Origin of the sequence: Paraburkholderia sp. MM5477-R1, assembly GCF_050436385.1 — a bacterium.
Lineage (GTDB): Bacteria > Pseudomonadota > Gammaproteobacteria > Burkholderiales > Burkholderiaceae > Paraburkholderia > Paraburkholderia tuberum.
Window position 1 is genome coordinate 590,609 of the sequence record NZ_JBNDMC010000001.1, and the last position, 26,403, is coordinate 617,011.

General features: G+C 59.7%; 28 protein-coding genes and 5 pseudogenes. 19 read left to right on the plus strand and 14 right to left on the minus strand.

Annotated elements, in window-relative coordinates:
* Positions 1-24 precede the first annotated feature (24 nt).
* Positions 25-429 carry a RidA family protein gene (locus OKW35_RS02875; RefSeq protein ID WP_429551232.1) on the minus strand — a complete coding sequence of 135 codons (405 nt, stop codon included), beginning with the start codon at positions 427-429 and terminating at the stop codon, positions 25-27.
* A 198-nt stretch (positions 430-627) separates the two neighbouring features.
* On the opposite strand from OKW35_RS02875, the gene OKW35_RS02880 reads away from it, so the two are divergent.
* The 5 genes from OKW35_RS02880 to OKW35_RS02900 all read left to right on the plus strand — a co-directional run bounded on the left by OKW35_RS02880 (position 628) and on the right by OKW35_RS02900 (position 6,220).
* On the plus strand, positions 628-1,548 hold the full coding sequence (locus tag OKW35_RS02880; RefSeq protein ID WP_429551233.1) for a LysR substrate-binding domain-containing protein: 921 nt from the start codon (positions 628-630) through the stop codon (positions 1,546-1,548).
* A 144-nt stretch (positions 1,549-1,692) separates the two neighbouring features.
* Entirely contained in the window at positions 1,693-2,823 is a 1,131-nt protein-coding gene (locus tag OKW35_RS02885; protein ID WP_429551199.1) for a DSD1 family PLP-dependent enzyme, read from the plus strand.
* Positions 2,824-3,147: 324 nt separating this feature from the next.
* Positions 3,148-4,647: an IS21 family transposase gene (gene istA / locus OKW35_RS02890; RefSeq protein ID WP_429401526.1), complete on the plus strand. Its 1,500-nt coding sequence runs from the start codon at positions 3,148-3,150 to the stop codon at positions 4,645-4,647.
* The gene (istB, locus tag OKW35_RS02895; RefSeq protein ID WP_063500950.1) at positions 4,644-5,462 is read left to right on the plus strand and encodes an IS21-like element helper ATPase IstB; all 819 of its coding nucleotides are present in this window, start codon (positions 4,644-4,646) and stop codon (positions 5,460-5,462) included. Before istA (OKW35_RS02890) ends, istB begins: the two co-directional genes overlap by 4 nt.
* 413 nt (positions 5,463-5,875) lie before the next feature.
* Positions 5,876-6,220: a cupin domain-containing protein gene (locus OKW35_RS02900; protein WP_429551200.1), complete on the plus strand. Its 345-nt coding sequence runs from the start codon at positions 5,876-5,878 to the stop codon at positions 6,218-6,220.
* 290 nt (positions 6,221-6,510) lie between these two features.
* Here the strand turns inward: OKW35_RS02900 and OKW35_RS02905 are convergent, their stop codons facing one another.
* Positions 6,511-7,182 (minus strand): hypothetical protein, encoded by a 672-nt coding sequence (locus tag OKW35_RS02905; protein WP_429551201.1) that lies wholly within the window; start codon positions 7,180-7,182, stop codon positions 6,511-6,513.
* A 38-nt stretch (positions 7,183-7,220) separates the two neighbouring features.
* On the opposite strand from OKW35_RS02905, the gene OKW35_RS02910 reads away from it, so the two are divergent.
* Positions 7,221-8,417: a tyrosine-type recombinase/integrase gene (locus OKW35_RS02910; RefSeq protein WP_429551234.1), complete on the plus strand. Its 1,197-nt coding sequence runs from the start codon at positions 7,221-7,223 to the stop codon at positions 8,415-8,417.
* On the opposite strand, the gene OKW35_RS02915 is transcribed toward OKW35_RS02910, so the two are convergent.
* The 3 genes and pseudogenes from OKW35_RS02915 to OKW35_RS02925 form a co-directional block, all read right to left on the minus strand.
* The gene (locus tag OKW35_RS02915) at positions 8,348-8,707 is read right to left on the minus strand and encodes a DUF1488 family protein (RefSeq protein WP_429551202.1); all 360 of its coding nucleotides are present in this window, start codon (positions 8,705-8,707) and stop codon (positions 8,348-8,350) included. The genes OKW35_RS02910 and OKW35_RS02915 overlap by 70 nt on opposite strands.
* The gene (locus tag OKW35_RS02920) at positions 8,694-8,915 is read right to left on the minus strand and encodes a hypothetical protein (protein WP_429551203.1); all 222 of its coding nucleotides are present in this window, start codon (positions 8,913-8,915) and stop codon (positions 8,694-8,696) included. Before OKW35_RS02920 ends, OKW35_RS02915 begins: the two co-directional genes overlap by 14 nt.
* A 582-nt stretch (positions 8,916-9,497) precedes the next feature.
* Positions 9,498-9,761: pseudogene (locus OKW35_RS02925) on the minus strand (transposase); the annotation flags it as partial.
* Between the two features lie 113 nt (positions 9,762-9,874).
* Here OKW35_RS02925 and OKW35_RS02930 point away from each other — a divergent pair.
* From OKW35_RS02930 to OKW35_RS02950, 5 genes and pseudogenes are all read left to right on the plus strand, one after another.
* Positions 9,875-10,663, plus strand: a pseudogene (locus OKW35_RS02930) (IS110 family transposase); the annotation flags it as partial.
* A gap of 115 nt (positions 10,664-10,778) precedes the next feature.
* Positions 10,779-11,504 (plus strand): annotated as a pseudogene (gene istA, locus OKW35_RS02935) (IS21 family transposase); the annotation flags it as partial.
* 113 nt (positions 11,505-11,617) lie between these two features.
* Positions 11,618-12,859, plus strand: a complete 1,242-nt coding sequence (locus OKW35_RS02940; protein WP_429551204.1) for a tyrosine-type recombinase/integrase — start codon at positions 11,618-11,620, stop codon at positions 12,857-12,859.
* On the plus strand, positions 12,856-13,797 hold the full coding sequence (locus OKW35_RS02945) for a tyrosine-type recombinase/integrase (protein WP_429551205.1): 942 nt from the start codon (positions 12,856-12,858) through the stop codon (positions 13,795-13,797). The genes OKW35_RS02940 and OKW35_RS02945 overlap by 4 nt, the downstream gene beginning before the upstream one ends.
* Entirely contained in the window at positions 13,790-14,785 is a 996-nt protein-coding gene (locus OKW35_RS02950; RefSeq protein ID WP_429551206.1) for a tyrosine-type recombinase/integrase, read from the plus strand. The genes OKW35_RS02945 and OKW35_RS02950 overlap by 8 nt, the downstream gene beginning before the upstream one ends.
* Here the strand turns inward: OKW35_RS02950 and istA (OKW35_RS02955) are convergent.
* Genes istA (OKW35_RS02955) through OKW35_RS02965 form a run of 3 tightly spaced genes read right to left on the minus strand, consistent with a single transcriptional unit; the run spans position 14,670 to position 16,417 of the window.
* On the minus strand, positions 14,670-15,554 hold the full coding sequence (gene istA, locus OKW35_RS02955; protein ID WP_429551207.1) for an IS21 family transposase: 885 nt from the start codon (positions 15,552-15,554) through the stop codon (positions 14,670-14,672). The two genes, OKW35_RS02950 and istA (OKW35_RS02955), sit on opposite strands and share 116 nt — an antisense overlap.
* Entirely contained in the window at positions 15,547-15,936 is a 390-nt protein-coding gene (locus OKW35_RS02960; RefSeq protein WP_429332952.1) for a hypothetical protein, read from the minus strand. The genes istA (OKW35_RS02955) and OKW35_RS02960 overlap by 8 nt, the downstream gene beginning before the upstream one ends.
* On the minus strand, positions 15,908-16,417 hold the full coding sequence (locus tag OKW35_RS02965; RefSeq protein ID WP_429551208.1) for a hypothetical protein: 510 nt from the start codon (positions 16,415-16,417) through the stop codon (positions 15,908-15,910). Before OKW35_RS02965 ends, OKW35_RS02960 begins: the two co-directional genes overlap by 29 nt.
* Here OKW35_RS02965 and OKW35_RS02970 point away from each other — a divergent pair.
* From OKW35_RS02970 to OKW35_RS02995, 6 genes are all read left to right on the plus strand, one after another.
* On the plus strand, positions 16,416-16,640 hold the full coding sequence (locus tag OKW35_RS02970) for a hypothetical protein (RefSeq protein ID WP_429551209.1): 225 nt from the start codon (positions 16,416-16,418) through the stop codon (positions 16,638-16,640). The genes OKW35_RS02965 and OKW35_RS02970 overlap by 2 nt on opposite strands.
* 213 nt (positions 16,641-16,853) lie before the next feature.
* The gene (locus tag OKW35_RS02975; protein WP_429354593.1) at positions 16,854-17,150 is read left to right on the plus strand and encodes a hypothetical protein; all 297 of its coding nucleotides are present in this window, start codon (positions 16,854-16,856) and stop codon (positions 17,148-17,150) included.
* 179 nt (positions 17,151-17,329) lie between these two features.
* Positions 17,330-17,857, plus strand: coding sequence for a hypothetical protein (locus OKW35_RS02980; protein WP_429551210.1), 528 nt, complete (start codon positions 17,330-17,332; stop codon positions 17,855-17,857).
* Between the two features lie 501 nt (positions 17,858-18,358).
* Complete coding sequence (locus tag OKW35_RS02985; protein WP_090812518.1) at positions 18,359-18,628, plus strand: type II toxin-antitoxin system Phd/YefM family antitoxin; 270 nt, start codon at positions 18,359-18,361, stop codon at positions 18,626-18,628.
* Entirely contained in the window at positions 18,625-19,014 is a 390-nt protein-coding gene (locus tag OKW35_RS02990; RefSeq protein ID WP_090812519.1) for a type II toxin-antitoxin system VapC family toxin, read from the plus strand. The genes OKW35_RS02985 and OKW35_RS02990 overlap by 4 nt, the downstream gene beginning before the upstream one ends.
* A gap of 351 nt (positions 19,015-19,365) precedes the next feature.
* Entirely contained in the window at positions 19,366-19,839 is a 474-nt protein-coding gene (locus OKW35_RS02995; RefSeq protein ID WP_429551211.1) for a hypothetical protein, read from the plus strand.
* A 26-nt stretch (positions 19,840-19,865) separates the two neighbouring features.
* Here OKW35_RS02995 and OKW35_RS03000 read toward each other — a convergent pair.
* Positions 19,866-20,414, minus strand: a pseudogene (locus OKW35_RS03000) (electron transfer flavoprotein subunit beta/FixA family protein); the annotation flags it as partial.
* Positions 20,415-20,492: 78 nt separating this feature from the next.
* Here OKW35_RS03000 and OKW35_RS03005 point away from each other — a divergent pair.
* A complete protein-coding gene (locus tag OKW35_RS03005) occupies positions 20,493-21,173 on the plus strand; it encodes a sel1 repeat family protein (RefSeq protein ID WP_244145042.1) in 681 nt (226 codons plus the stop codon).
* A gap of 64 nt (positions 21,174-21,237) precedes the next feature.
* On the opposite strand, the gene OKW35_RS03010 is transcribed toward OKW35_RS03005, so the two are convergent.
* Positions 21,238-21,432, minus strand: coding sequence for a hypothetical protein (locus tag OKW35_RS03010; protein WP_429551212.1), 195 nt, complete (start codon positions 21,430-21,432; stop codon positions 21,238-21,240).
* Between the two features lie 257 nt (positions 21,433-21,689).
* Between OKW35_RS03010 and OKW35_RS03015 the strand changes: the two genes are divergently transcribed.
* Complete coding sequence (locus OKW35_RS03015) at positions 21,690-23,072, plus strand: hypothetical protein (protein WP_090812646.1); 1,383 nt, start codon at positions 21,690-21,692, stop codon at positions 23,070-23,072.
* Positions 23,073-23,219: 147 nt separating this feature from the next.
* Here OKW35_RS03015 and OKW35_RS03020 read toward each other — a convergent pair.
* The 4 genes and pseudogenes from OKW35_RS03020 to OKW35_RS03035 all read right to left on the minus strand — a co-directional run bounded on the left by OKW35_RS03020 (position 23,220) and on the right by OKW35_RS03035 (position 25,815).
* A pseudogene (locus tag OKW35_RS03020) lies at positions 23,220-23,974 on the minus strand (IS6 family transposase).
* Between the two features lie 228 nt (positions 23,975-24,202).
* The gene (locus OKW35_RS03025; protein WP_090812523.1) at positions 24,203-24,538 is read right to left on the minus strand and encodes a hypothetical protein; all 336 of its coding nucleotides are present in this window, start codon (positions 24,536-24,538) and stop codon (positions 24,203-24,205) included.
* A gap of 82 nt (positions 24,539-24,620) precedes the next feature.
* Positions 24,621-24,824, minus strand: coding sequence for a cold-shock protein (locus tag OKW35_RS03030; protein WP_090812647.1), 204 nt, complete (start codon positions 24,822-24,824; stop codon positions 24,621-24,623).
* 250 nt (positions 24,825-25,074) lie between these two features.
* Entirely contained in the window at positions 25,075-25,815 is a 741-nt protein-coding gene (locus OKW35_RS03035; RefSeq protein WP_090812524.1) for a 3-ketoacyl-ACP reductase, read from the minus strand.
* Positions 25,816-26,403: the final 588 nt, after the last annotated feature.

Sequence of the window (26,403 nt, forward strand, 5' to 3'; positions counted from 1 at the left end):
CGTCGCAAATCTGCACTGGTTACGCTAGACCAATGCGACCGCTTCGATCTCGATCTTCAGACCAAAATGGAGCGCGGGAACCGGCACCACGGCGCGAGCGGGCCTGGCATCGCCGGCCCAACGCGCGTAGATCTCATTGAAGCTCGCCCAATGCGCAACATCAACGATATAGACTCGGACCTGGGCCAGTTTCTTGACATCGCTGCCCGCACCGCCAAGCGCGGAAGCCAGATTTGCCAACACCTGCTCCGCCTGCGCTTCAAACGGCCGGTCCGTGAGCTTTTCGCCGCGCGAATCGATTGGAAGTTGACCGGACACAAAAATCAGGCCATTTGCGATCGAAACATGACTGTAGTGCCCACCCGGCGTTGCCAGTCCGGCGGGATTTCTCGTCTCGGGGAAATGCGTACCGCTTTCGTACTGATCCATGAAGCCCACCGTTTTAAAAAGAAGCTCGCCGACCACTGTCCAGCAGAAGGCACCTTGCTATCGGGCTTTATTGACTCGTGCTACCCCTCCTGCAGCATCACGCGCCCACCGCAGTTGTCAGGTTCATGCGACGAACTATAGGAAAAAATGTTTTTGTCGTGTTTAATATCCAATAAACCTCTCGTTAAATATCTCTTAATGCTCCAACTGGAAGACATGCAACTGTTCCGTGCGCTGGGCGCGTCACAATCGCTTGCCGCGGCCGCGAGGCTGTTGGATCTCACCCCGCCTGCGGTCACGGTACGCCTTCAACGCATTGAAGAACGGCTGGGGCTTCGCCTTGTGACGCGCGCGGCCAGAGGCATCTCACTCACCAACGAGGGCCAGCACCTTGTTCAGGAAGCGATTGAAATCCTGGAACGGATCGAGTCGATTCCTTCCCGCGTCTCTGGAGAGTCGAGCGGGGTGAGCGGCCATTTGCGCGTCGTGGCACCGTTCGGCTTTGGACGCGCGTACGTCGCACCGCTGGTCCGCGATCTGCGTCTGTCCCACCCAAGTCTTGCGATTTCGCTCATCCTGTCGGAAAGCCCGCTCACGGCAGCGTCGGGCGCCGACGCGGTCGTATCGATCGGCAACGTCAAAGGGTCCTCCTGGATAGGACATTACCTCGCGCCGAACGACCGCTTCCTGTGCGCAAGCCCGGTCCTTGCGCGTCGTCTATCGAAGCTCGAGCATCCATCCCAGCTCACACGGTACGAATTCCTGAGTTTGCGAGAAAACGACGAAGACGTGACCCGCCTGCGTTTCACTCAACACAATGCCGCGGGAAAGCGCGTAGGCAAAGCCGTCACGATCCGGCTCAATAGCGCGTTGTCGTCGAACGACGGTACCGTGGTCACTGACTGGGCGGTGGACGGCCTGGGCATTATCGAACGATCCGAGTGGGATGCCGCACGGCTGATCGCCGAGGGAAAGCTGAAGCGCGTCTTGCTGGCATGGCGCCTCGAACCCGCGCCGGTAATGGCGCTGACGTCCACGCGTCAGGGCCTGACGATCCGCCAGCGCGTGTTTCTCGATGCCGCAAAGCGAGCCTTCAGCCCCACGCCCTGGCGCAATTGACGTGACATTCAATATGGCTTAACGGTCGCTTTACCCTTCGTTAAACACAAGCTCGCAGCAAGCTCCTATAGTGGCGACTCTGTCCGCACGGCACCATGCCGACACCGAGACACCAATCGCGCGAAGAATCGCAAGGAGCCGCAGATGAGATTGCAGTCGCTGAACACGCCCGCAGCATTGATCGATGTCGAGCGCATGAACCACAACATCGAGCGGATGCAGCAACGCTTGAACGCGCTCGGCGTGAGTTTTCGCCCGCACGTGAAAACAACCAAGTGCGAGCAGGTGGTACGGGCCCAAATGGACGCCGGCGCACGCGGCATCACCGTGTCCACCCTCAAGGAAGCCGAACAGTTCTTCGCAAGCGGCATCCGTGACATCGTCTACGCTGTGGGCATGGCCCCGACGAAACTCTCGCAGGCGCTGGCGCTGAGGCGACAGGGCTGCGCCCTGAAGATTGTCGCCGACAGCGTGCCATGCGCTGAGGCCATCGTCGCCTTCGGCCGGGACCATGATGAAGCATTCGAAGTATGGATCGAGATAGATGTGGACGGCCATCGTTCGGGTATCGCACCCGACGACGACCTGCTCATCACTGTCGCATCGACCTTATCGAAGGGCGGCATGCACGTCGGCGGTGTAATTGCCCATGCGGGTTCCAGCTACGACTACGATTCACATGACGAACTGGTGCGCATCGCCGAGCAGGAACGTTCGGGCTGCGTGCGAGCCGCTGAGCGCCTTCGGGCAGCGGGCCTGCAGTGTGACGTCGTGAGCATCGGATCGACGCCGACAGCGCTGGCTGCCGAGCATCTGGAAGGCGTGACGGAAGTTCGCGCAGGCGTCTATGTGATGTTCGATCTCGTCATGCATAACGTGGGGATCAACGACACCTCCGAAATCGCATTGAGCGTATTGACCACCGTGATTGGCCACCAGAGGGAGAAAGGCTGGGCCATCGTCGATGCGGGCTGGATGGCAATGAGCCGCGATCGCGGCACACAGGGCCAGAAGCAGAACTTCGGTTACGGGCTCGTCTGCCTGGAAAACGGCGAAGTGCTGGGCGAGTATGTGATGAGCGGCGCGAATCAGGAGCACGGCATCATCTCCCGATCCGGCATGCCAGACCACGAGATCGAGAAGCGGTTTCCAATCGGGACACGTCTGCGCATCCTGCCCAACCATGCGTGTGCCACAGGAGCCCAGCATCCGGCTTATCAGGCCATCGGTCCTGACGATACGGTTGAAACGTGGCCGCGTTTCTACGGCTGGTAAGGCGCTCCGAACGCAGGACGCAGCGCGCGTGTGGTGACGCAGGGTCATGCGTAAAGCCGTCAAGGAATGACGCGATCGAATGCGCGGATCCCCCGCCCCGGCCACGCCTCACTTCACGGACGCAGGCGCGTAACAGGGTGCGCCGCCGTTGCAAGCCCCAGACCGGTGGTGCGCGACAATTGGGAAGTCCGCTTTTGCGACAACTATGATGGCCGGTGGTGAGGAGTCGAAGGCGGCGTAGCCGCCGCAGACGACGAGCCACCGGCAGCGCCGATTCGGCGGGGGCTTAGGATGGCTGACTGAAGCTAAAAGAACAGTCAACCAATGCCTGGTACTCACATTACCGATCGACAGGTTCATCTCTACATGACCAAGCGCAAAGATCACACCCAGGAAGTTGCCGCCGCGAAAGCGGGTATGAGCGTGCGCACTGCACGTCGCGCGACGAACGCCACTGAGTTGCCCTCGCAGAAGCCAGAACGTCAATGGCGCACGCGCGCCAATCCGTTCGCTGATGTTTGGGATAGCGAAGTCGTGCCATTACTACGCAGTTTCCCGAAACTCAAAGCGGTCACCTTGCTGCGCAAACTGCAGGAAGACCATTCTGGTCGCTTCCCCGACGGAATGCGGCGCACGTTGGAGCGGCATGTCAGCCGGTGGCGTGCGCTGGAAGGGCCCAGCAAGGAAGTGTTCTTCCCCCAGACGTATCAGCCCGGCGTACGGGGCTTGTCCGACTTCACGCATATGGAGAAACTGGGTGTGACGATCGCCGGCGTCGCGTTCGGACACATGCTCTATCACTTTGTGCTGGCGTTCTCGCGCTGGGAGTACGCCAGCGTCGTTGATAGCGGAGAGAGCTTCCAGGCTCTTGCGGCAGGTTTGCAAAACGCTCTATGGCAGGCGGGGGGCTGCCCGAGCGAACACCGCTCTGACAGCCTGTCGGCCGCCTTTAAGAATCTTCAGGAAGAAGAAGACTTCACGGTTCGCTATAAGGCCTTGCTTGAGCACTATGGGATGGAAGGCACGCGCAACAATCGAGGCTTGGGCCACGAGAACGGTAGTGTCGAATCCTCGCATCGATGGCTGAAGGAAGCGGTCGATCAGGCCTTGTTACTGCGCGGTCATCGGGATTTCGACGACCGGCCAGCCTATGACGAATTTGTGCGCAGTGTGGTGATGCGCCGCAACCGGCGCAATGCCGCCGCATTCCAGGTCGAGCGTGAGTACCTGCGGGATCTGCCTGAGCACCGTACCACCGACTTCGTCGAGGACGAGGCGCGCGTGACGCGCTGTGGCACTTTTACGGTGGACAACAGCCTCTACAGCGCGCCGTCACGCCTGATCGGACATCGCCTGAAGGTGCGGCTCTATAACGATCGGCTTGACTGCTATCTGTCTGGCGCGCTGGTACACAGCACGGCGCGCGTCACACGCACGAGCAAAGGCCGCGGACGCGCCATTGACTACCGGCATTTTATTGAGTCGCTCAAACGCAAACCTCAGGCCTTCAGGGGTCTCGTGTTTCGTGACGATCTGTTTCCGCGCGAAGCTTACCGCCGGACATGGGAACGCCTGGATCAAGCGCTGAGCCCGCGCAACGCCTGCAAGACCATGGTGGGCCTGCTCGATCTGGCCGGGAACCACGGCGTGGAGGCTCAACTGGCAGAACGGCTCGACGCCTTGCTCGCGCTCGGGAAACTGCCCGATCTGAAGGCGCTCTTCGACGAATTCGCGCCGCGTGAGGCCGAATGTCCCGTTGTGTCGGTCGAGATGCCGGATGCCTCGATCTACGACGCGTTGCTTGATGAAGAGGTGTTCGCATGAGCGCACCAACTTACGACATCGGCCGCATGGGACTGATGCTCAATGAACTGCGTCTGCCAACGATTGGTCGGCTGTGGTCTGACTTCGCCCAGCGCTCGGATAAAGAAGGCTGGCAAGCCTCGCAACTGTTGGGCGTATTGTTCGAGCATGAACTGGCTGAACGGGCGAAACGCAGACTGGAACGTCATCGTGTCGAATCACAATTGGACCCGACCAAGACTCTTGCCACGTTCGACTTCAGTGTCGTGCCCATGGTATCGAAGGCACACGTCATGGCGCTGGCCACCGGCGATGCGTGGCTCGAGAAGGGCGCCACGATCCTCCTGTTTGGGCCACCTGGCGGGGGCAAGAGCCATCTTGGAAGCGCCATCGGACACGCGCTGATCGATGCAGGGTACCGCGTTCTATGCACGCGTACCAGTGACTTGGTGCAGAAACTTCAGGCTGCGCGAAAGAGTCTGCAATTGCCCTCGGCACTCGCCAAACTCGACCGCTTCGATCTGATCATCCTGGACGATCTGTCCTACGTCAGGAAGGACCAGGCTGAAACCAGCGTGCTGTTCGAGTTGATAGCTGAAAGGTATGAGCGCAAAAGTCTTCTCATAACGGCAAATCAGCCGTTCTCGGGCTGGCATAACGTCTTCCCGGACCCCGGCATGACGGTGGCCGCCATAGACAGGCTTGTTCATCACTCGACGATCTTCGAGCTGAATGTCGAAAGCTATCGGCGCCGCAACGCCAGCGACAAACAGAAAGAGCGGCGGCGTCAATTACCCACGGACGACCACAACGGAGCGACAACTATAGCCAATTGACAGCGACAATTACCCCCGTCGACCGGCCATCATAGTTGTCGCGCAACCGGACATCGTAGTTGACGATATCCACAGACCGGTGAGGGCGGAACTCGAAACACGCCTCGCCCCCACTAACTGGACCGGGCGGTGCATGCATCACGGCTGTTGAATTCTTCCCGCGGGTTCGCCACACGAAATGCTGCGCGAGCTAATCCGAACGACGTATCCGCGCTTTTTTAGAGTTTTTCGAGCGTTGTCGCGCTATAGCTAGCACCATGTAATGTGGGTGCGTCATGGGCCCACATAGCGTCAGCAAAATCATATCAATCCCTTCGCTCATCGACCTCGAGCCCCAAACATCGGAAGTATCCAGTGGGTGAAGGCTGGTTTAAGCAGTGGCTAAACCGTCAACTTCCAACATTAGGCAAAACATGAAAGTCCATCAGATCAAACAGAGCGTCACTTTCGAAGGTCTTGAGGATCGTGGAACGGTAGATTCTTTAGGCGCCGACCCAATCAGGATCTCCGGCTTGCGGAAGACCATCGAGGGCAGCGAGTCGGTTAACACCGGTATCTTCGAATGCACTGCGGGATCGTATCTACGCAAGGTAAAGGAAGCCGAAGTGATGCATATCTTGTCCGGGCGGGGACGATTTACCCCAGACAACGAAGATGCGGTTCACTTTGAGCCTGGTGACACCATGTTTTTTGCGTCAAACACCCAAGGGCTCTGGGAGGTCGACGAGACCATGCGCAAGGTCTACGTCATTCTTTAACGACGAGCGGGGCGACATAAGCTGCTGCGAAGCCTTGGTCCCCCCGCCTCAGCGTGACGCACGTCGCCCCCCGCCTGGCGCGAACGACTTGGTCCGGCTCCGGCTGATCCGCCATCGGAACCGGCCTCCATATCCAGGCCGCGTGAACGCCGACCCGATGATCACGCGCTGGCCGCTCGCTTCGGCGATCACGCGCACGATCCGCTCGCCATAGCGCATCAGTGCGCTGATCGGCGGTCAAGCCGGGGCCTTGCGCCTTTTTTCCTGGCGGCTGTTTTTCTCCACCTCGCCTACCCCCGCCTGCGGCGCACCGTGGTCTTGCTGGCCGTCGCCGGTTCCGCCGGTGCTGCCGTTGCCTGACGCGACGTGCGTGTCACCGCCGCGCGGCCCGCAATCGGGCGTGCAGGCGCCACCTTCGCGCGGGCCGGGCGCGTATCCGCCGGACGAAGTGCCACCAGCTGTTCCTGCAACGTCACGTTCGTGGCCTGCGCGGCATCCAGGCGCCCCTGCAGCACGCCGGCCTGATGGCGCGCGTCACCCAGCTGCGCCTGCAGGATCTCGACCACGCGGCGATGGTCCGCCTCGCATTGGTCGGCCCGCTTCGCCGCGGCATCGAGTTCCTTCCGCAGTTTCGCGGCGGCGCCACGCTCGCGATCAATCTCGAGCAGCGCCCGTCTTTCCGCGGCACGCAGGCGCTCACCGGCGCGCCCGGCATCCGCGCGCAGCTTCTCGAGGTCCCGCGAGAAGCCTTCGCGCACCTTGTCCAGTTCGCGGTCCCGTGCCACCGCTTCATGCTTCAGCCGCACGCTGTCCCCCTCGAGCGCCTGCCGCGCCGCATGCCCCTGGGCCTGTGCCTTCTCTAGTTCGCGGACCTCAACCTGGGCGGCAAGCAGCGCGGCCGTCCGCTGCTCAAGCGCCGTTTCCGATAATGTTGAAAATTGCCACGCAGAACCGCCTGCCATTGCGCGCCTCGACGCGCTTCCCGGAAAAGCTCACCTTCATGTCGAATCCGGCCGCCCGCAGCGGCGTTGCGCTGCAACCCGCTCCGCTCGAAACGCTCGCTATCCCTGCGGCGCTTGACGGTCGCACGGGATCGAACCGCGCGATCGGCGGCCATGCGCAGATTGCCGCGGCAAATGACCTGGAGGCAATACAGGCATGGCTCGCGCGCTTTGCCGACAAGCCGGCGACCTTCGACAGCTACCGCAAGGAAGCCGAGCGGCTGCTGCTCTGGTCGCTCGTGCAGCCAGGCAAACCGCTCTCCTCGCTCACGCACGAAGACCTGCTGGTCTACCAGCACTTTCTCGTCGATCCGCAACCCGCGGCACGGTGGACCGCTGATGGCGGACGCAAGCATCCCCGCAACGATCCGCGCTGGCGACCGTTCTACGGCCCCCTGTCGGCATCGAGCCAGCGGCAGGCGATGGTGATCCTCAACGTCATGTTTGCGTGGCTGGTGCAGGCCGGGTATCTGGCCGGCAATCCCCTGTCGCTCTCGCGCCAGCGCGCGCGCAGGGCCAGGCCGCGCATCGTCCGGTATCTGTCGCCCGAACTGTGGCTCGAAGTCAAAACGTACATTCAGGGCATGCCCAGGGAAACCAGTCGCGAGCGCGAACATCACGGGCGCGTGCGCTGGCTTTTCACCCTGCTCTATCTGGGGGGCCTGCGGATCACGGAGGTCGGCACGAATACGATGGGCCGGTTCTTCCGTCGGGGCGACGAAAACGGCCAGGAGCGCTGGTGGCTCGAAGGAATGGGCAAAGGTGGCAAGGAGCGGCTGGTGCCCGCCACCGCGGAAATGATGATGGAACTCGGCACATACCGGCGAGCCCGTGGACTGCCAGCGCTCCCCTCACCCCGCGAGGACACGCCGCTTGTGCTGCCGATCGGCCAGTCTCTCAGGCCACTCACGCGCGCCGCCTTGCACCGGATCGTGAAGGACGTCTTCAGCGGCGCCGCAGGATCGTTGCGCCCGCGCGGCGACGACCATGCGTTGCGCGCAGACCGCCTCGAGCAGGCGTCGGCGCACTGGCTGCGTCACAGCGCAGGCTCACATATGGCAGACCAGCAACTGGATCTGCGACTCGTGCGCGACAACCTCGGACATGCGTCCCTGACGACAACCAGTCAGTATCTGCACGTGGACGATGATCGCCGGCACCGCGAGACTGATGAGAAACACCGCATTGACTGGTGACGGGCGGCAGCCGGAGGACTAACCTCCGGCCTCGAAATCCTGGTAGTGAGCCTGACCGGTTTGCCCGGACGCAGTCGGACTTTTCTTTCGGCGACCGCGATAATGCGACGCCGTCCGTCAGCAAATGCCTTGAGCATGCGGACCTGATCAGCGTCTCCGGGCAGCCAGAATTGCGCTTCAGGCGCTTCCCGCGTGATCACACAGGCGACCTCACTGCATTGCCCGGCCAGGCGAAACGAGATTTCATGTCGGGCCGCCGCGACATCTGGCATCAGGTCAATCATGTCCATTTTTTAGACCTCGTGAGTTCAACCAGGGGCCTTTAAGCTGCTGCCGCCTGTCTTCAATTTTAGAGAACAGACGGAAGACGGATGCGCCGCTGATTTCCGCCACGTAGATAAACCGTCGCGTAAACTCCGCCCCGCTGCCTTTGCAGGCAGGGTTTGGGTCTGGATCTTGATACGGATGTGATGAAGCCAGACTGTTAGTTGCATCCATATGGCTGACTCAAGTCCTCAAGGTGAGCCTTTGCGGGACGCGAGCTGCACGCGGTAATTCGAAACCCGATCAGTTGGTCAAGCCACCCGGGGCTGGATAATCGCGCGGGATGAAGGAGGCCGGGCTGGTTTTCGTTTCGCGTGGGGAGATCGGTTGAAGTCGACTCTGCGCCAGCTGTTGTCGATACCTTGGAAACGGCCATTCGATTCGCGATGCAGAGTGTTGCTTGTCTTGAGGTTTGTTCGATGCCTGCCCATGTCCGTGGACTCGGGGTGCGCGCCGGCGCGTGCGGGCAGGCGTTGAATAAACCTGAAGGGAGGAAACCGCGGAGTGCTCTGATGCAATGGAGTCTTCGGGGCTATGGCGATTGATTGCCCGGGATGGCGAGCGGTGTTGCGGGATGCGTGGTCAGGCGGGAGGCCGGCTGAGGGCTGAGGTTGTGCCGAAGCGGTGCAGTGGCGCCATCGTGATGGCGGAACGGACCTGCAAGGGCCTGTGCGAAGCGGCAGACGCAAGGGTCTGCTCGTGGACCGCGTTGCCGCAAAGCCGAGGGTCGGGTTGTTCGTCCTGGAACAGTGACGCTCATATCTCGCCCCGGCGCGTGGGTGGTGCGCGGATCGGTGCAGTGCGCGCAAGGATATCGATGACGATCATCGGCGCGCCGCAGTGCCGGCAGATGAAGGCGGGGCGCGTTTCGATGACGGTTTCGTGAGCTGATGTGTTGACGTCGGTCGCGACGTGCAGCAGTTCGCGGACCTTCGCGAGACTGGCGCGGCGCACCGGGTTGGCGAGCAGTCCGTAGTGACGGATACGATGGAAGCCACCGGGCAGCACATGGAGCAGGAAATGAAATGAACGCGTCCCACCCGAGTATATGAGCGCAAAGGAAGCTGGATCCTCACAGGCCGATGTGCCTACGTGGAAAATACGAAGTTTCCAGGCAAACCGGAGGATCCGTCGTGAAGCTTACGCCAGTTGGGATTGACATTGCAAAGTCGGTGTTTCAGGTCCACTACGTCGATCAGGAAACCGGAGAAATCGTGAACAAGCCGATCAAGCGGGCAAAGTTTCTCGAGTACTTCGCGAACCGGGCTCCGTGCCTGATCGGCATGGAGGCGTGCGGCGGATCGCACCACTGGGCCCGGCAACTTACGAACATGGGTCACGTGGTAAAGCTGATGCCGGCGAAGTTTGTGAAGGCGTTCAACATCCGCAACAAGAACGATGCGGCAGACGCCCGTGCAATCTGGATGGCTGTGCAGCAACCCGGCAAGGCCGTCGCGGTGAAGACCGAGATACAGCAGGCGATGCTGGCGCTACACCGTATGCGGCAGCAGCTGATCAAATTTCGCACGATGCAGATCAACAACCTGCGTGGACTGCTGATGGAATATGGAGAGATCATGAGCAAGGGCCGGAACAAGCTGAACAAAGAGATACCGGTCGTGCTCGAACGGATCGCGGAGCGCCTGCCTGCCGTGCTGATCGATACGTTTCGCGAGCAGTGGAATGGACTGGCGAAGCTGGACGAACAGGTTGCCGAGATCGAGCGCCGGATGCGCGAGTGGAAGAAGGACGACAAGGCGGTGAAAGCGGTTAGCGAAATTTGCGGCGTCGGGCTGCTGACGGCAACGGCAGTCGTCTCAATGATGGGTGATCCGAAAGCATTCAGTTCGGGGCGGGAGTTTGCCGCATGGGTTGGCATCGTGCCGAAGCAGACCGGCTCGGGCGGAAAAGTGAACCTGCACTGTTTACGCCGACCGAAAATTCAGCCACATGTAGGGATCGCGCCGACTGAAAATTGAGCCGGGCAATCAACCTATCCTGCTAGTTTTTCTGGCAGGGTGTTTGGGGATGATCCCGATGACGATGATTGGCAAGGTGCGGCGGATGTTCCACCGCCAGAACAAGTCGGTACGCGAGATAGCACGTCTCACAAGCCTGTCGCGCAACACGATTAGTAAATATCTGAACATGGATGTTCAGGAGGAGCCGAAGTATCAGCGGCGCTCCCAGCCGACCCGGTTGACGCCGTTTCATGAGGTGCTGGTGCAGGCGCTCAGTGTCGACGCGCGGCGACTGAAGAAGGAGCGGCGCACCGCCTGGATGCTGTTCCAGGAGATCAAGGCGGGCGGCTACGACGGCTGCTACTCGCGGGTGACCGATTTCATCCGGGCCTGGCGGCAAGGCGAAGGCAAGGCGGTTTCGAAATCGGCGTTTGTGCCGTTGCGATTCGAGCTGGGCGAGGCATTCCAGTTTGACTGGTCCGAGGAAGGACTGGTTGTCGGCGGCATTTACCGCAAGCTGCAGGTGTCGCACATGAAGCTATGTGCGTCGCGGGCGTTCTGGCTGGTTGCCTATCCGAGCCAGGGGCACGAGATGCTGTTCGATGCCCATACGCGCTCGTTCGCGGCCTTCGGCGGGGTGGCCCGCCGGGGCATCTACGACAATATGAAAACGGCCGTAGACAAGGTTCACAAAGGCAAGGGTCGCACGGTCAATCCGCGTTTCGCAGTGATGTGTTCGCACTACCTGTTCGATCCGGACTTCTGCAACGTCGCCAGTGGCTGGGAGTATGGTGTGGTAAAAAATATGTCGCGGTAGCTCTCAATGCCCCTGCATGGTCTTCCGGGTTGACGTTTCATGACGACATAATTTCAGGCCGATACTGATATTCCACTGATCATCAATGCGGGAATATCATGTTCGAGACTCTCTTTACGCGTCCGCATGTTCTTGCTGCCCACAATCTGGCGCCCTGCCTGGAATCGAGGAAGCGCTTCCTCGTCCACTGTCAGGAACAGGGTTATCCGCCCAAGTCGGTCCGGAAGATCGCCTGGATCCTGCTGGTTTTTTCACAGAGCATTGACCTGTCCCGCCCGCGGTTAATAACGCACGAGGAAATCGCGTTTGCAGTTGACCATCGGCTTCGACTTCTCCGAAGTGAGCGCACGAACGAGTCCCGCAGCTCGCGGCTTCTGTTCATCCATACCGCCACGGCCTGGCTGCGCTTTCTGGGGTGTCTGGAGGAACGGCATCCCACGAGAGAACCATTTGTTCGCTATGTCGAGCACTACGTCGACTTCATGCGCGACCAGCGAGGACTTTCTCCTGCTACGATTTCAACCTGTCGTGATGAGATCGGTCATTTTCTGGCAACGGTCTGTCGCCCTGACAAGGAACTCGCTGCTCTTACTATCCACGATGTCGACGCCTATCTTGGGTACCAAAGCAACCATGGTTGGGCCAGAGCTTCGTTACACGCGCTTGCGAGCACGCTCCGTAATTTCTTCCGGTACGTAGAAGGACAAGGGTGGGCTACCAACGTTGCGTCGGGCATTGAAGCACCAGTGGTGTACAGAGAGGAGGGTTTGCCGCTCAGGCCGGATTGGGAAGATGTGCAAAGATTCGTCGCCAGTTTTGTCGGCGACAGCACAATCGATCTACGCAACCGTGCGATGATCATGCTGCTGGTTGTCTACGGACTGCGGCGCGGCGAGGTAGTCCGGCTCCGTCTGGAGGATATAGACTGGTGCGGCGAGATCCTTCATGTCAATCGTCCCAAACAACGTTGCACACAGCAATACCCGCTGGTGGCAACAGTTGGAAACGCGATTCTGCGCTACCTGAAGGAAGCGCGTCCGCGAAGCGCCCATCGCGAGCTGTTCCTGTCGGTCGAAGCGCCGATCCGACCGCGATCACCCGGACGCGTAAGTAGCATTGTCCGCTCGCGTCTCGCGACGCTTGGTATCGATATCCCGCGACGTGGCGCACATTGCCTGAGGCACGCCAACGCCCGGCATTTACTCGACGCTGGCTTTGCCCTGAAGGAGATCGGGGACCATCTCGGCCATCGCAGCGCTTCGTCGACGAGAGCCTATGCGAAGGTTGACCTGACCGGACTGCGGTGTGTGGCCGAAATCGATCTGGGGAGTCTACTATGAAGCTCTCCGAACTTGTCGCCCAATACGTTAGCCACAAACGTGCGTTGGGCATGCGCTTCAATTCTGAGGCGGCCACGCTTGCCTCATTCTGCCACCGGCTTGATGGCAACATTAATGTGGAGTCGGTCACAGTCGAACAGGTACACGACTTCCTGACTGGCCACAGGCCTCTGACCAACCATTGGGGCAAGAGAAGGTCAGTACTTGACTGCCTGTTTCGTTTCGCCCTCTCGCGTGGGTATGTCACGGCTTCTCCGCTTCCTCGCTACAGTCCGAAATTGCCGCCACCGCTGACACCCTATATTTATTCGCACGATGAGCTAAAGCGCCTGCTCGACGTGGCGTCGGCGGCATGCAGTCCATACGGTCTGCTGGATGCATACGTTTTGCGTGCACTCATTCTGATTCTGTACGGCGCTTGCCTCCGCCATGGCGAAGCCTTGCGGCTAACCATGCAGGACGTCAATCTCGACGAAGCCGTCCTGCACGTGCGCGAGAGCAAATTCTACAGATCGAGGCTGGTTCCGCTAGGCGCAGATCTGAATAGTGCAATGCAAGCTTATGCACGGCAACGCAACCAGAGATTTGGGCAGGCACCGGCTGCGCCGTTCTTCTGCTTACGCGATGGTCGCCCCCTGAGCCAGAAAGCTGTGTGCAGGGCCTTTCAGCGACAGCGCACCCTGGCAAATATCCAACGCGAAGGTGGTGCGTCCTGCCAGCCGAGGCTACATGATTTGCGGCACTCAGGCGCGGTGCACCGACTAATCGCCTGGTATCGCAGCGGCGCGGATTTGCAACTGTTGTTGCCGCAGCTCGCCACCTATCTCGGCCACATTGATCTCGCGGGCACCCAACGCTACCTTACCCTGACGCCCGAGTTGCTGAATGAAGCTGGCACGCGCTTTGAAACTTACGTCCTTGAGGTGCAACATGAATAACTCCTCCCTGCTGGGCCCGTGGATCCGACGTTTCCTGATCGAGTATCTGGTGGGCGAACGTAACCTTGCCATCAATACGCAAAGAAGTTACCGCGACATGCTCGTGCTGTTGCTTCCGTATCTGGCCGCCAAGGTCGACAAGCGTATCGACCGCCTGACCGTTGACGATCTCTCCGCGCAAATGGTGCGCCTGTTCCTGACGCACATGGAAGAACAGCGCCACTGCACGGTCAGCACACGAAATCAGCGGCTCGGCAGCATTCACGCGCTGGCCCGCTTCGTCGGCGAACATGCACCGGAATACGTCGACTGGTGGGCGCAGATTCATCTGATCCCCGTCAAGAGAACCAGTCGGCCGGAGATCAGCTATCTTAGCAAGCAGGAAATGGACGCTCTGCTTGCTGCCTCCGACGTGAATACGGCGCAAGGGCAACGCGAACATGCGTTACTGCTGTTCATGTATAACTCCGGAGCGCGTGCAAGCGAAGCTGCGCAGCTCAAGATTGGCGACGTTGACTGGCACACGCGCTCGGTCAGAATTGTCGGCAAGGGGAACAAACATCGCCGCTGCCCGCTCTGGAAATCCACGCTCGACGCGTTGCACTTACAGTCCGAGGGGAGAGCCGCAGCCGCGCCGGTGTTCCTCAACCGGTTCCACCAGACGATGACGCGCTCCGGCATTCACGCCTTGGTCAAGCGCTGCGCTGTCCGTGCTGTCCCCAACGCGCCATCACTTGCCGGAAAGAGTGTGCACCCACATGTGATCCGCCATACGACCGCCTCGCAACTACTCCAGGCCGGTGTCGACATCAATACGATACGCGGCTGGCTTGGACACGTTTCGTTGGAGACGACCAATATCTATGCCGAGATCAATCTGGAAACAAAGGCGCGGGCGCTGGCGACATGCGAAGTGGAAGGCGTTGCCGGAGGACAAAAGCAATGGCGCGACCAGCCCGACCTGATGTCCTTCCTCCGCACCCTGTAGCCGAATAATATGTGCTGTTCGATTTCCGCGAAGATGCTGCCCTAGCCTCGCTGGCAAGCGACCGGCACATATTTTTTACCACACCATACTCGTTGCCTTTGCCGACGTTGCAGGCGACGATCTCGAACCCCCAGTGGCGCGCTGCATCGAGGTAGCGCGGATTGAATACCGGCGCCTGGCCGATCAGCCGCTGCAGCACCGCGGACTTCAGATTGTCCACCATAATCTTGGCCGGACAACCACCGAAGGCGGCAAAGGCATGTTCGTGGCAGGCGAGGAAGTGCTCCATCGTCTGTGAGACGGTGAACTCCAGATACATCAGCCGGCTGTAGCACAGCACCATGACGAAGAACGAGAGCCGCCGCCGCGTCGAGCCCACGGCGATCGAACCGTATTCGCCCCAGTCGACCTGGGCACACTCGCCCGGGGCGAACGCGAGCTTCAGGAATGCCTCGCGCCGCGGCGGGCGGATCTTGCTCACGTAGTCGCGCACGATCGTATAGCCGCCGTCGAAGCCCGCTTCACGCAAGCGCTGGAAGATCTGCTGCGCGCTGTACGGGTGCGCATCGAGCCAGCGCACCACCTGCGCCTTGAACGGATCGAGCCGGCTGGCGCGTGGCGGCTGCGCGCGATGTGCGTACCGCGCGGCCTTCAACCACTTGGACACCGTTTGCGGATGCAGGCCGAGCGCGCGCGCCGTCTGCGTGATCGTCAGGTGCTGCCGATCATGGCAGTCGCGAATCTTGCAGTACGTTTCATAATCAAGCACGACGCTTCCCCAGCGCCGCGTGCAACCGCTCAAGCTGCGTCGTCACATCCGCGTGAGGCAGCGGCGGCGCCGGCACCGGCGCATCCAGCGCCAGCACCTGATAGATCGGCCTTTGCCAGGCGATCAGGCCGACGCGAATCAGGTCGCTGCGGGCCATCTCCAGACGCGCCGGCGCCATCGACAGGCGCCGTGCGAGCGTCGCGTCGGCGTAGTAGCTCAGGCCCTGCGCATCGGCGACGGTGACCAGAAACAGGTACAGCGCAGCCGCACAGGCGTCACAGCGCTCGATGTAGCGCTCGCGCACCAGCCGGTGATCGACCCAACTGAAGTGCGCCGGAATCTGCCGGATCCGCTCAGGGCAAATCACACGCTTGCTCGGCATGCTCCCCCCTCCCATGCAAGATGTCCTGCCCCAGTTGTAGCAACCGCCGGCTGCTGCGCACGATGTCTTCTTGTAACGGGCTGTCGGTCAAATGGGCGATCAGCCCAATCAGGACGGCCGGTTGCGCCGATAAGACTTCTTGTAACGCAGCGCCTCCCGAATCGGCCCCCGAGCCTTGTGGGGCAAGGGTTGGCGCGCGGCAGTTCTCTTGTAACGCATCCCCAGACTTCTCGGACTTCTGCTGCGTTCGGCGCCCGTAGCCCGGATGCTCGGCGCGCCAATGCCGCACCCGCGCGACGTGCTCCGCACCGTGGAAATAGTCCTGGTTCTCGGGTTTGGCCAGCCATTGCCGCTGGCTGACGGCTTTGCTCGCCCGGCGACACGCGGGTTCGCTGCAGTACCGTTGGTGCCGCGCATTGCGGGGATCGGGACGAAACCAGGCCCCGCAATGCCGGCACTTTCGCTGTCCGACGCGCTTCATGACCGACCCTCCTTGGGGGCAGATCATGCGCGCGCCTACGCCCGAGCCTCGCCGTCAGGCTCGGCACGAACAAAAAGCAACAGCCGAAGAAGAAGCGAAAAGCGAAGAACAGCCAGGCCTTTATGAAACAAAAGCCGGAAGAAAACGCACCCGGAAGAAAAACCACCACGAAGAAGATGACGTTCGCACCGTCAGATCTCGACGACTTTCAAGTTGCCGATGACAGGCGCAGGATTGTGGCTTCAAGGTTAATGTGACGCTCGATGTAAACCCGCCAAAAGAAAACGCCCACGTTGTTCATGCAGGCGTTTCCGTGGCCCCGCTACCGCGCCCCCAATCAACGGTCTTCCCGTCCGTACTCCTTCGCGGCCGGCTTCCGCGCGGCTCCCATCCAGGATAGGACGCGCATAAAATCAGAGATACTTGCGAAGTGTGATTGCTGGCCAATCCATCCATCATCGTGCCGCAGCGGCGGTATGTGCTGAAGTGGACGATCGACGTGACATCGCGATCGAATGAGGGTCCGATGGTTCTGATTTTGCAACTGGCTGCTATGGAAAGAAAACTATCGCCATTGTGTAAAGGCGAGTCTCGCGAACGTCGATCCCATGTGCACGGCGCGCATGCGGCAGCGGCGACCGCGCCCGCGTTCCTCGCACTACGGCCGTTGCCGTCCGGCTACGACTTTGTGTGCACCACGACGCCGTGCCGGTCAACCGTCGGCAAAGGCTAAACTGAGCTGAATGATCTCAGAGTACGAAGGGCCCGGCTGCGTCTGGCCGGGAAACGGCTGATCGTCCGGATGCGGACGATCTCTGCAAGTGTGGTCTCGTTCATCTCTTCGACGAGAGCAGATTCCAGATTCGATGCTCTTGACTTGAACCGGAACTGTCCGAAGGACTGAGCATGTCCATGAAGCCTTCTGAATTTCACATTGGTCTCGAATTCACGTGCGGCCCGTTTTGGTGGCGCTGCACAGACACCGGTACGCGTACAGTGACCGCCATCCGGCTCGTCGAGGATGATCCAGTCTGGTACGAAGGTCCGCCGTACATGGTCAATGAAGTAGTTCTCGACGAGGCCGAACTGGAAGACGCGCATCGAAGCGAAGCCGAAAAGATTCGCGCGAGCATCGATGAGGCGCGCCTGCCAGGCCATCCCGGCTTTTCTCATGCGGCGCTATGCCGGATGATGGACGAGAAGCTCGACAGTGGTCCGTACCCGCACAAGCGTTTATTGCAGTTCGACCGCGTGCGAGCCGATGGCGAGATCCTGCATCCGTACGCCGCGCGTCGAGATGGACGAAGTGATGGTCGCTCCTGGATCATTAGGCTCTATCTACCGTTCACGAACGAATGGGCGGAGCTGGAGGAAAGCGGGTTTCGCGCGCTCACCCTGTCCACGCCGGCTGCCATCCGCAATCGAGCCAGGAAATTGTAAAAGGCGTAGCGAGATCGACTATGCCGTCTGAGCGGGCCAACGGATGAAACTACAGACGTGGCTGATCGGGCATCCGCTCCAAACTTATGAATAAACTACATACAGAAAAATTGATAACTTTCATTATGTCAAATCAATGCTCGAGCGGGGGCAGGCGGTCTCATTTTTGCGATCGTGGCCGCCGCGTTCATGCGTCGATACAAGCGAGCCGAATCGCTTCACCGGCTCGCGCAAGGAATTCTGCGAGCTGAACAGGGGTATTCGTACTTCCCGTGCATTATCTGGCGGTTGCAGGGCGCAGAGGCTTGCCGAACAAGGGTTTGCCGTTTCCTGGATGTCGCGTGACCATGAGTTTCGCAAGTCATTGATCTGTCGGCCGTTTTTCGTGCAAACCGCCAGAATTTGCACGATTCGAACGATTACCCCCATGCTGGTGCTTGCCTTTGGCGGCCCATGCCTGCATACTAGCTAACATTGATTAGCTAATACGTAGGTGGTGCCATGCTCACGATCAACATGCACGACGCCAAGTCGAAACTATCAAGCCTGGTCGAGCGGCTGGAGGTCGGCCAGGAAAACGAGGTCATCATCGCCCGCAACGGCACGCCCGTCGCGCGGCTGCTGCCGTTCGCGGCGCCGCGGCGCATCGGCGCCGCGCGGCACCTGCTGGCCGGCCTGGCCGTGCCCGCCACCGTCGAGGCGTTCAACGCCGCTGATGACGCGATCGCCGCCGACTTCGAGGCAAGCGCGCAGCAGGGACTCACTCCGTGAAAGTGCTGCTCGATACGCATATCGCGCTGTGGGCCGCCGAAGGTGCGCCACAGCTGTCACCGCAGGCCGCCAGCCTGATCGAGGATCCGGCCAATACGTTGCTGGTCAGCGCAGCCGCGATCTGGGAGATTGCCATCAAGCATTCGAAAGGCAACCTGCGCGTGCATCCGCGCGATGCCCGCTCGGCGTTCCGCCTGTCCGGTTTCGTCGAACTGCCGATCACGGGTGAACATACGGAGGCAGTCTCGATGCTTCCTTTCCATGCGGATCACGCGGATCCGTTCGACCGCCTCATGATCGCCCAGGCGCTGCACGAGGGGATGCCCCTGCTGAGCGCCGACCCGAAGGTGTGGCGCTATCACCCCACCCTGATGCTGCAAGCCTGACTTCGCCTGTTTGCTTGACACCGGCTCGCTCTAACGGGTGTCGCCGCGCACTCGGGCGACGCTGCATCGGCTTCAGCCGTCGGCGCGCGAAGTCACTGACTTCGGGAAGATGCGTAGGGCACCGGTTGTGCAATCTCATGTTCCTTCAGGTACGCCCGGATGGCTTCGACCGGATACGGTTCAAGCGGTAGAGGTACCAGGTGTCGCGAGCCGCTTCCACCGTCTGCAGGTCCGCTGCGCCGGTCATTCGAAGATTGGAGGCGCCTTTGGGAACTGAATTGCCAAGCGTCGGCCTCCAGTCGACCGTCCCGACGTTTGACCCGAAATCGTCAATTTGAGAACGGAGTAGATTTGGACATCTTCTACTACTGGAAAGACTTCGTATCGGATGTAAACGAAGGGCGGATAGGTACACTTGGCGCCGATACTCACAAGCTGGCTGAACTTCAGGAGCGGCTGCCGCGCAAGGTGTGGACGTTCACAACGCCTAAGGGGATGAAGGGGAAGCTTAAGCTTATCGGTTCCATGTGGATTACCGACGAGAGGCCCGCGAACTTTGTACCCAAGTGGCCGCACAACCTTTTCTATGACGCTGCTTCACCCAGGTCAGTTCTCTTCACGAACTCAGGGAGTCCCGAAAAGATTGAGGAAGTCAGTTCCTACTTGAACAACCGGTTCAATCAAGCCTTCAGATCCAACTTTCAAGGCGAAAAAGGTCTTCACGCGATGGAAGCCGACGTCGTCCGCGGTGGTTTCGAAAAACTCGTGCGTGACTACGAGACCGTCCAATTTATGGATGGGATAAAACAGCCACCGTTGCGATGAATTCAATATTATCGTCCGGACTGCGACATAACGGGCAACTTCAGCGACAACGTTTCCGCGTCGCCATCGACTTCACGCGACACCGTCGTCGCCTTGCCGTCAGCCACACAACCTTCGACGCGAAGATCGCCTGCGGCAGATTCGCCAGCGCAGCCGGCATCTGGCCCGTCTGGTTCGAATCGTCGTCGATGGCCTGCTTGCCGAGGTTCACCACTTGCGGTCGCTCCTCGTCGACCAGCGCCTTCAGCAGCTTCGCGACTGCAGGCCTTCATTCGATTCGATCAGAAGCGCGCGGTACGCGCCCGATCGCCAGCGCCGTGCGCAGCGTTTCCTGACATTGGGCGACCGCCCGCCGACACGGCGGCCACTTCCGTCGCCACGCCGGCTTCCTTCAGATGTACCGCCTCTTCAACGGCGATTTCGTCGAACGGGTTCATCGACACCTTCACACTCGCAATGTCGACACCCGTGTTGTCCGACTTCACGCGGACCTTCACGTTGTAGTCAACCACCCGTTGACTGCCCCAGGTATTTTCAACGCGCTCTTCCGATGACGGGCACCGCGCTGCAGCCATCGATCTTCATTGCGATACCACTTATGTAGAAAAATCGCACCGCTAGGGTCTTCGTGCAGTCTCTATCTGATCCGCAGGTTGCAATCGACAAAAGGTGAGCTAGAATCAGGTGCATTCTTCACCAACGGATTGCTCACCGTGCAAATGGAAAGCTGGGTTGGGACGATCGAGCGTGAATGGCATCAGTTGCGCCGCGCCGACCCTACACTGGATGTCGAAAAGTTCTCCCGTCACGTCATTGCGGCAAACAAGACTGGATTCCTGTCACCGGAGTCGCTCGCTGCCATCGCAAATGCGCTGCTCACCAGCACGTTAAACCGCGCACCCGATCTGGGACGCTGGTTACTCGAGCGCCTTGGCGCGAACCGTCATCCAGCCTGGCGACTGGCAATGGCCATTTCTCTGGTCACCCCGACTGGAGCGGAGCCGGACCTGGGAAGAGGTAACGCGATTCTCGAGGATGTGATGAAGGATGAAACCGCCGAAGGTCGTCTGCGCGGCATGGCCGCCGCCGCGCTGGCCGATAGCGCGCGCCTCGGAAGAGGCATGCAGGTGGACGTGAGCCGCGCGCGCTCGCTTTACGAGCAGGCCATTGAACTGGGGCATAAAGCCTCGGCACACAATCTCGGTCTTTTCTGGGAAGGCGTGTGGGGCGCAGAAGACAGGAGCGTTGCCCCGGACCGCACAAAGGCCATGCAGAGCTATCGACGCGGTGGAGACGACAAACGTTGCCAACGTCGCCTGGAAGCGCTGCGTTGAGGCAGTACCGCCTGCGAGTCGGGCGGGTGGAAAATCCTGACAGGCACCCGACGGTTTTCTCTCATCAATTGATAAAAGCAAGGTTACGGAGAAGAGACTCCCCGTCCTCCGTGATGCGATGGCATACTGCCCCGCCCGCAAGTCGCTCCAGTGCGACAAGCTGGCGTTCAAGCAATGTTCCAAGTTCTTCCCGATCGGCAATGTGATCGGCGGAGTCCTTGACCAGCATCAATGTTGCAAATTCGTGGGCGCTCAGCACGGGATGCTCCTGATGCAAAGGGAGAAACGATCGTCGTCAGGTGTTGCGGTGACGGGCGTTCGGTGACCGACACAACGGTGGGCTTACTACCGAGGGCGAAAAAGCTTAACGTCGAAATGTGACAGCATGAGGACGGTCTTTTGGGCGCTGGAGGCCGGTGGCGGAGGACGCATATGTAGCAACTGACGCATTAGATGACAACGTCGCCTCTATAATCAAGATATTCAGAGTATCAACATCGCATGGAGCCCTACGTTATGAGTCAAGCCCGCGGGCGATATGCGGGATCCCGGGACAGCGGCCAACGCCAACCTCGCCACGAAAAAAAATCCCCGCCCAGCCGGCAGGGACAACCGTATGTGAAGGCGCCTCCTCGAGACCCCGCCCAGACTGCCTCAATTTTCAAAACAAGATCGTTTCAGTTTCTGGTCGATGCGGTGGGCGCGGAGAATATCGCGATAGCACTTGAATCGAACATGACGCGCGTGGCCGAACTGATGAAGGGCGAGCGGTTCACGCCCGAGACCGCCTTTCACATGGAAACCACGCTTGGATTGCCGCACGGCTTTTTTGACCAGCCCAATCCCGTACTCGCGGCAGAGACAATCACTCGTCTGAAGTCACCGCTCGACTTCATTCAAACGGACGACGAATCAAACGTGCCTGAAGCAACCACGCGGGCTTCTGCCCTGAACGTCGATCAGCAATCATTTCTTAAAGATAGTTTATCCGAGGAAGCGCAAATGCCAAAGAAAGCAACTGGCGTGTCACCCAGAGCCGTCAAGAATAGTCGAAGCGAAATGGCCGGAGAGACTAAACCTCACGCGCCGCTCAAAGCTTCGCCTTCGAAATACAAGACGTCTCCTAAGACACCCCAACAGCAACCGCTGGCTTTGAGCGACAGCGCTGAGGTGGAGAACATCCGACGCGCTAACCTCCACGTTCTCACGAGTCGCAACGGATCGAAAGTAAGACTTGGCGTGGTCATGGAGATGAGTGCATTCAACATAGCCGATCGACTACATGGCAAGAAGCGCATGGACAGTGTCGAAGCAAACCGGTTCACGGAGCAGTTGGGATTGCCAGTTGGCTGGTTGGACACGCCGCGCTCCGAGGCCGAGATCCCAGAGTCGGTGTCGCGTATGCTTACGCCTGCTTCGCGCGGTCGCGTATCGGTTCAACAACACGAGCCGCTTGCGGCCGCTGCAAATGATGGCGTACCAGGAAAGCTCGCCAATGCGAAGGCGCGCACGGGGCGCGCGCGGGCGGGCGCCCTGGGCGATCTGGAAAGGCCCTCACCTGTTTCGGCGGATGTTGCAGCAGAGAATGAGACGATCGTCGTCAGCCCGCAAGATCATGCAAGTGATTTCCCCGACGATCTTGCCAGTCACTCACTTGAAGAAAGTAATGGGGAAGCCGCGGCAACCACACCGGCAACCCTTGAGTCGCTCCCCGCCTCCGCCATACCGCAGCCAAACCCGGTACTGGTCCCCTTCGCTTGCATGACCAGCCTGGACAATCTTCATGGTATTGAACCGATAGCGGAAGCATTGATCAAGACGCTTGCAAGTAAAGCACGCACGGGGCAATTGGACGAATTGAAAGCGCTCGAGCTTTTGCAGCAAGCTGTCCTGTTGTGAGTAAGTGGTAGCGTGGCAGGCCCCCTCGTGCCATGATGCATCAAGCGCATCAAGCGCATCGAGGTGGCGGGGCCCGGTGCGCGAAAGTTCGGGTTCTGTCGCGCTAACGATTACAGCCTGAGCAAAGCGTGATAGCGGTAGTACTCCTCACGCTACCAACGAGTAGAATTGTTCAGCTGCAGTCGGGGCGACGTCATCGTCACACATCTGCCCCTTGCGGATCATGTGTGCGATTTCTATGCCAGACAGGATGATGCGCGCACAGCGGAAATCCTTGAACCCCAGCATCGGTTTGATGATGCGTTTGATGGCACTGTGATCCTGCTCGACGACGTTGTTCAGGTATTTGTTTTGACGGACCTTGATCGGTGTTAAACGCTCGGCATTGAGCGCTTCAAGCGCAGCCAGATTCGCGCCGCTCCTGTCCACGGTGATTGTCTCGGGCTCGCCGTTCTGTTCAATCGCCTTCTCGAAGTAGCGGCGCGCCGCGGCCTTGTCCCGATGGGCGCGCAGCAGGAAATCCACCGTATTACCTGTCTTGTCGACGGCACGGTACAAGTATTTCCATTGGCCTTTGACCTTGTACGGTACAAGTATTTCCATTGGCCTTTGACCTTGACGTAGGTCTCATCGACGCGCCAGCTCTTGCCCACAGGCCGTTTGCGTTTGCGGAATGCTTCTTCAAGCACCGGCAGCAGCTTGATAACCCACCGGTGTACGCTCGAATGATCCACCTCGATACCCCGCTCGGCCATCATTTCCTCGAGGTTACGTAGGCTCAGTGAGTACGCCACGTACCACCGCACGCACAGCAGGATCACGTCCAACGGGTAGTGCAGCCGCTTCAGTACCTTGCCAATGCCAGCGGGCGGCGTCTTGCGCGGCGTTTTCGTCTTTGCCATGATGCTTATCATGCGTTGCGGTCGACGGATTTTACTTGACCGCGTTAATGCGACAAAACCCACCCGACTGGAAGTAACCTTTGCGCGCTTGATGGTCATGTCCAGCCGTGCAGCGAAGGCTCGCCTGGAACAATGGCGCCGCTAGCTGCGAAGTCGCATCACCGTTCCGTTGCCGTTATTCACGGACGCTATCCGTCTCCCGCGACCACAGAGGCACGCCAGCGTCACTCACTCGTTGAAGAGGTCGCGGCACGGGCCGCCATATCGAACGTCGAGCGATGACTCGTCCATGAAAACGAGTCGCTTTACAACTCCACAATCCTGGACTTTTTGAACGGCGTCCCGTTTCACGAAGACGCCTGGACGTTCGTCGGGTAGAACCAGCTGCATCAACGGTCCGTATGTTTGCATGGCGTTGAAAAAGCTGGGTTCCGCAGAGGGCTCCGTCACCCCCAGCCAGTAAACCAGGGCTGCGCCAGGATTTCGGGCGTCGCGTGCAAGAAAGCGCAACGTCTTGCGGGTACCCTGGTAGGACGAGGGTTCGATATGCGGCACATCGCACATGCCGGTCTCCGGTTGGTTGTCCGTCTGTTTTGCGAAATGGGCCGCATTACGGGCCCATTCATCGCGACGAGTGTCGGGCTTGTTACAGCGGCTTGATGTTGGCAGCCTGCTTGCCCTTCGGTCCCTGCTTCACTTCGAAGCTTACCTTCTGATTCTCCTGCAATGATTTGAAGCCGCTGCCCTGAACCTCAGAGAAATGGGCGAACAGGTCTTCTCCGCCGTCGTCCGGCGTGATAAAGCCGAAGCCCTTGGCGTCGTTAAACCATTTTACTGCCCCGGTTGCCATATTCATTCCACGAAAGTTTAATGCCGCATTTTCGTTTGCTGGATTTCACAGCGCAGCGAATCAGGAGGAAGAGGCTTACCACGCTGACACCGTTTCTGCGCGTCACATCGGTCGTTAATGTGACGCGACTGGTCCTGTATTGAGCCATCAATGTGCGTGCCGCAAAGCGGCTTGAATCTCGTCGTCACCTTGTCAAAAACGCAGGCCGGGACCTCTAGCGACCTGCGCGGACCACGCGTCCAAAGAGGCCTCAACCCATATGAAGCCCACCGTTGAGCGAAAAATCAGCACCGGTCGCAAAGCCGGATTCATCGCCGGCAAGCCACGAGACAATTGACGCAATTTCCGACGCCTCCCCAATACGGCGCACCGGAATGCCCTGAATGATTGCGTCCAGCACTTCGGGGCGCACCGCCCGAACCATGTCGGTTCCGATATAGCCTGGTGAGACCGTATTCACCGTGATGCCCTTTGTCGCTACCTCCTGCGCGAGCGACATCGTAAAGCCGTGAATGCCAGCCTTCGCTGTGGCGTAGTTCGTTTGGCCGAACTGTCCTTTCTGACCGTTCACGGATGAGATATTGATGATTCGCCCCCACTCCCTGCTGACCATCCCCTCGATGACCTGCTTGGTCACGTTGAAGAGGCTTGTCAAGTTCGTGTCAATGACATCGTTCCAGTTCTCCCTGGACATCTTGCGAAACGTCCCGTCCCGCGTAATGCCGGCGTTATTCACCAGCACGTCAATCTCACCGACCGCTTTCTTCACTTTCGCGAAAGCGGCCTCTGTCGACTCCCAGTCGCTGACATTGCCCTCTGAAGCCGTGAAGGAGAACCCAAGCTCAGCCTGCTCGGCCAACCACCGTTCCCGTCGCGGCGAGTTCGGTCCACATCCGGCCACGACAGTTAGCCCGTCCTTGTAAAGCCGCTGACATATCGCAGTACCAATTCCACCCATACCCCCGGTTACGTAAGCGATTCGCTTTGACATGCTCTGCCCTCAGTTGCTGTTACGGTTAGGGAATAGAATAGTTTTCCTCGTTAAGTCACTCGGGACACCGACGTGGCGGCTTCGGTATGACTGCTTTTCCAGTGCGAAGAGCGACGCTCCCGTGTCCAGCGGCATCGCGCCAGAGATTTTCACTCTTCTGCTCAGTCCGCCCTCTGCGTCCTGGCGTTCCGGGAGTGCAAGCTCTGGACGCTTTCGGGGCCTGCGAGCAGAGATGGGGCCGGAGGGCGCAGTGGGTGGCGCCTCTGGCAAGCGGCCACGCTCGATGAAGTCGAGAAGCACCTTCACTGCTTCAGGCTTCCCACGCTTTCCCAACCTATCAAGAAGTGCGCGCGCGAACGGCTCCAGGTCGTCGCGTCCGCGAGATGCCTCAAACAGGAGAACGGTTTCCCTTATCGCTGCCGCCATGCTTTCCGCGCACAGCGTGCTCGAAATGAGCGAGGCAGTTCGCGCCAGGTCCCTCTGGTAATGCCCGAGGCACCGCGCCTTAGCGGATGCGAGGTTGTGTTTGCCAGCTTTCAAAGCGCTACCCGACTCAACGGTAAATCCTGGGCGGACTGCACTACCCGC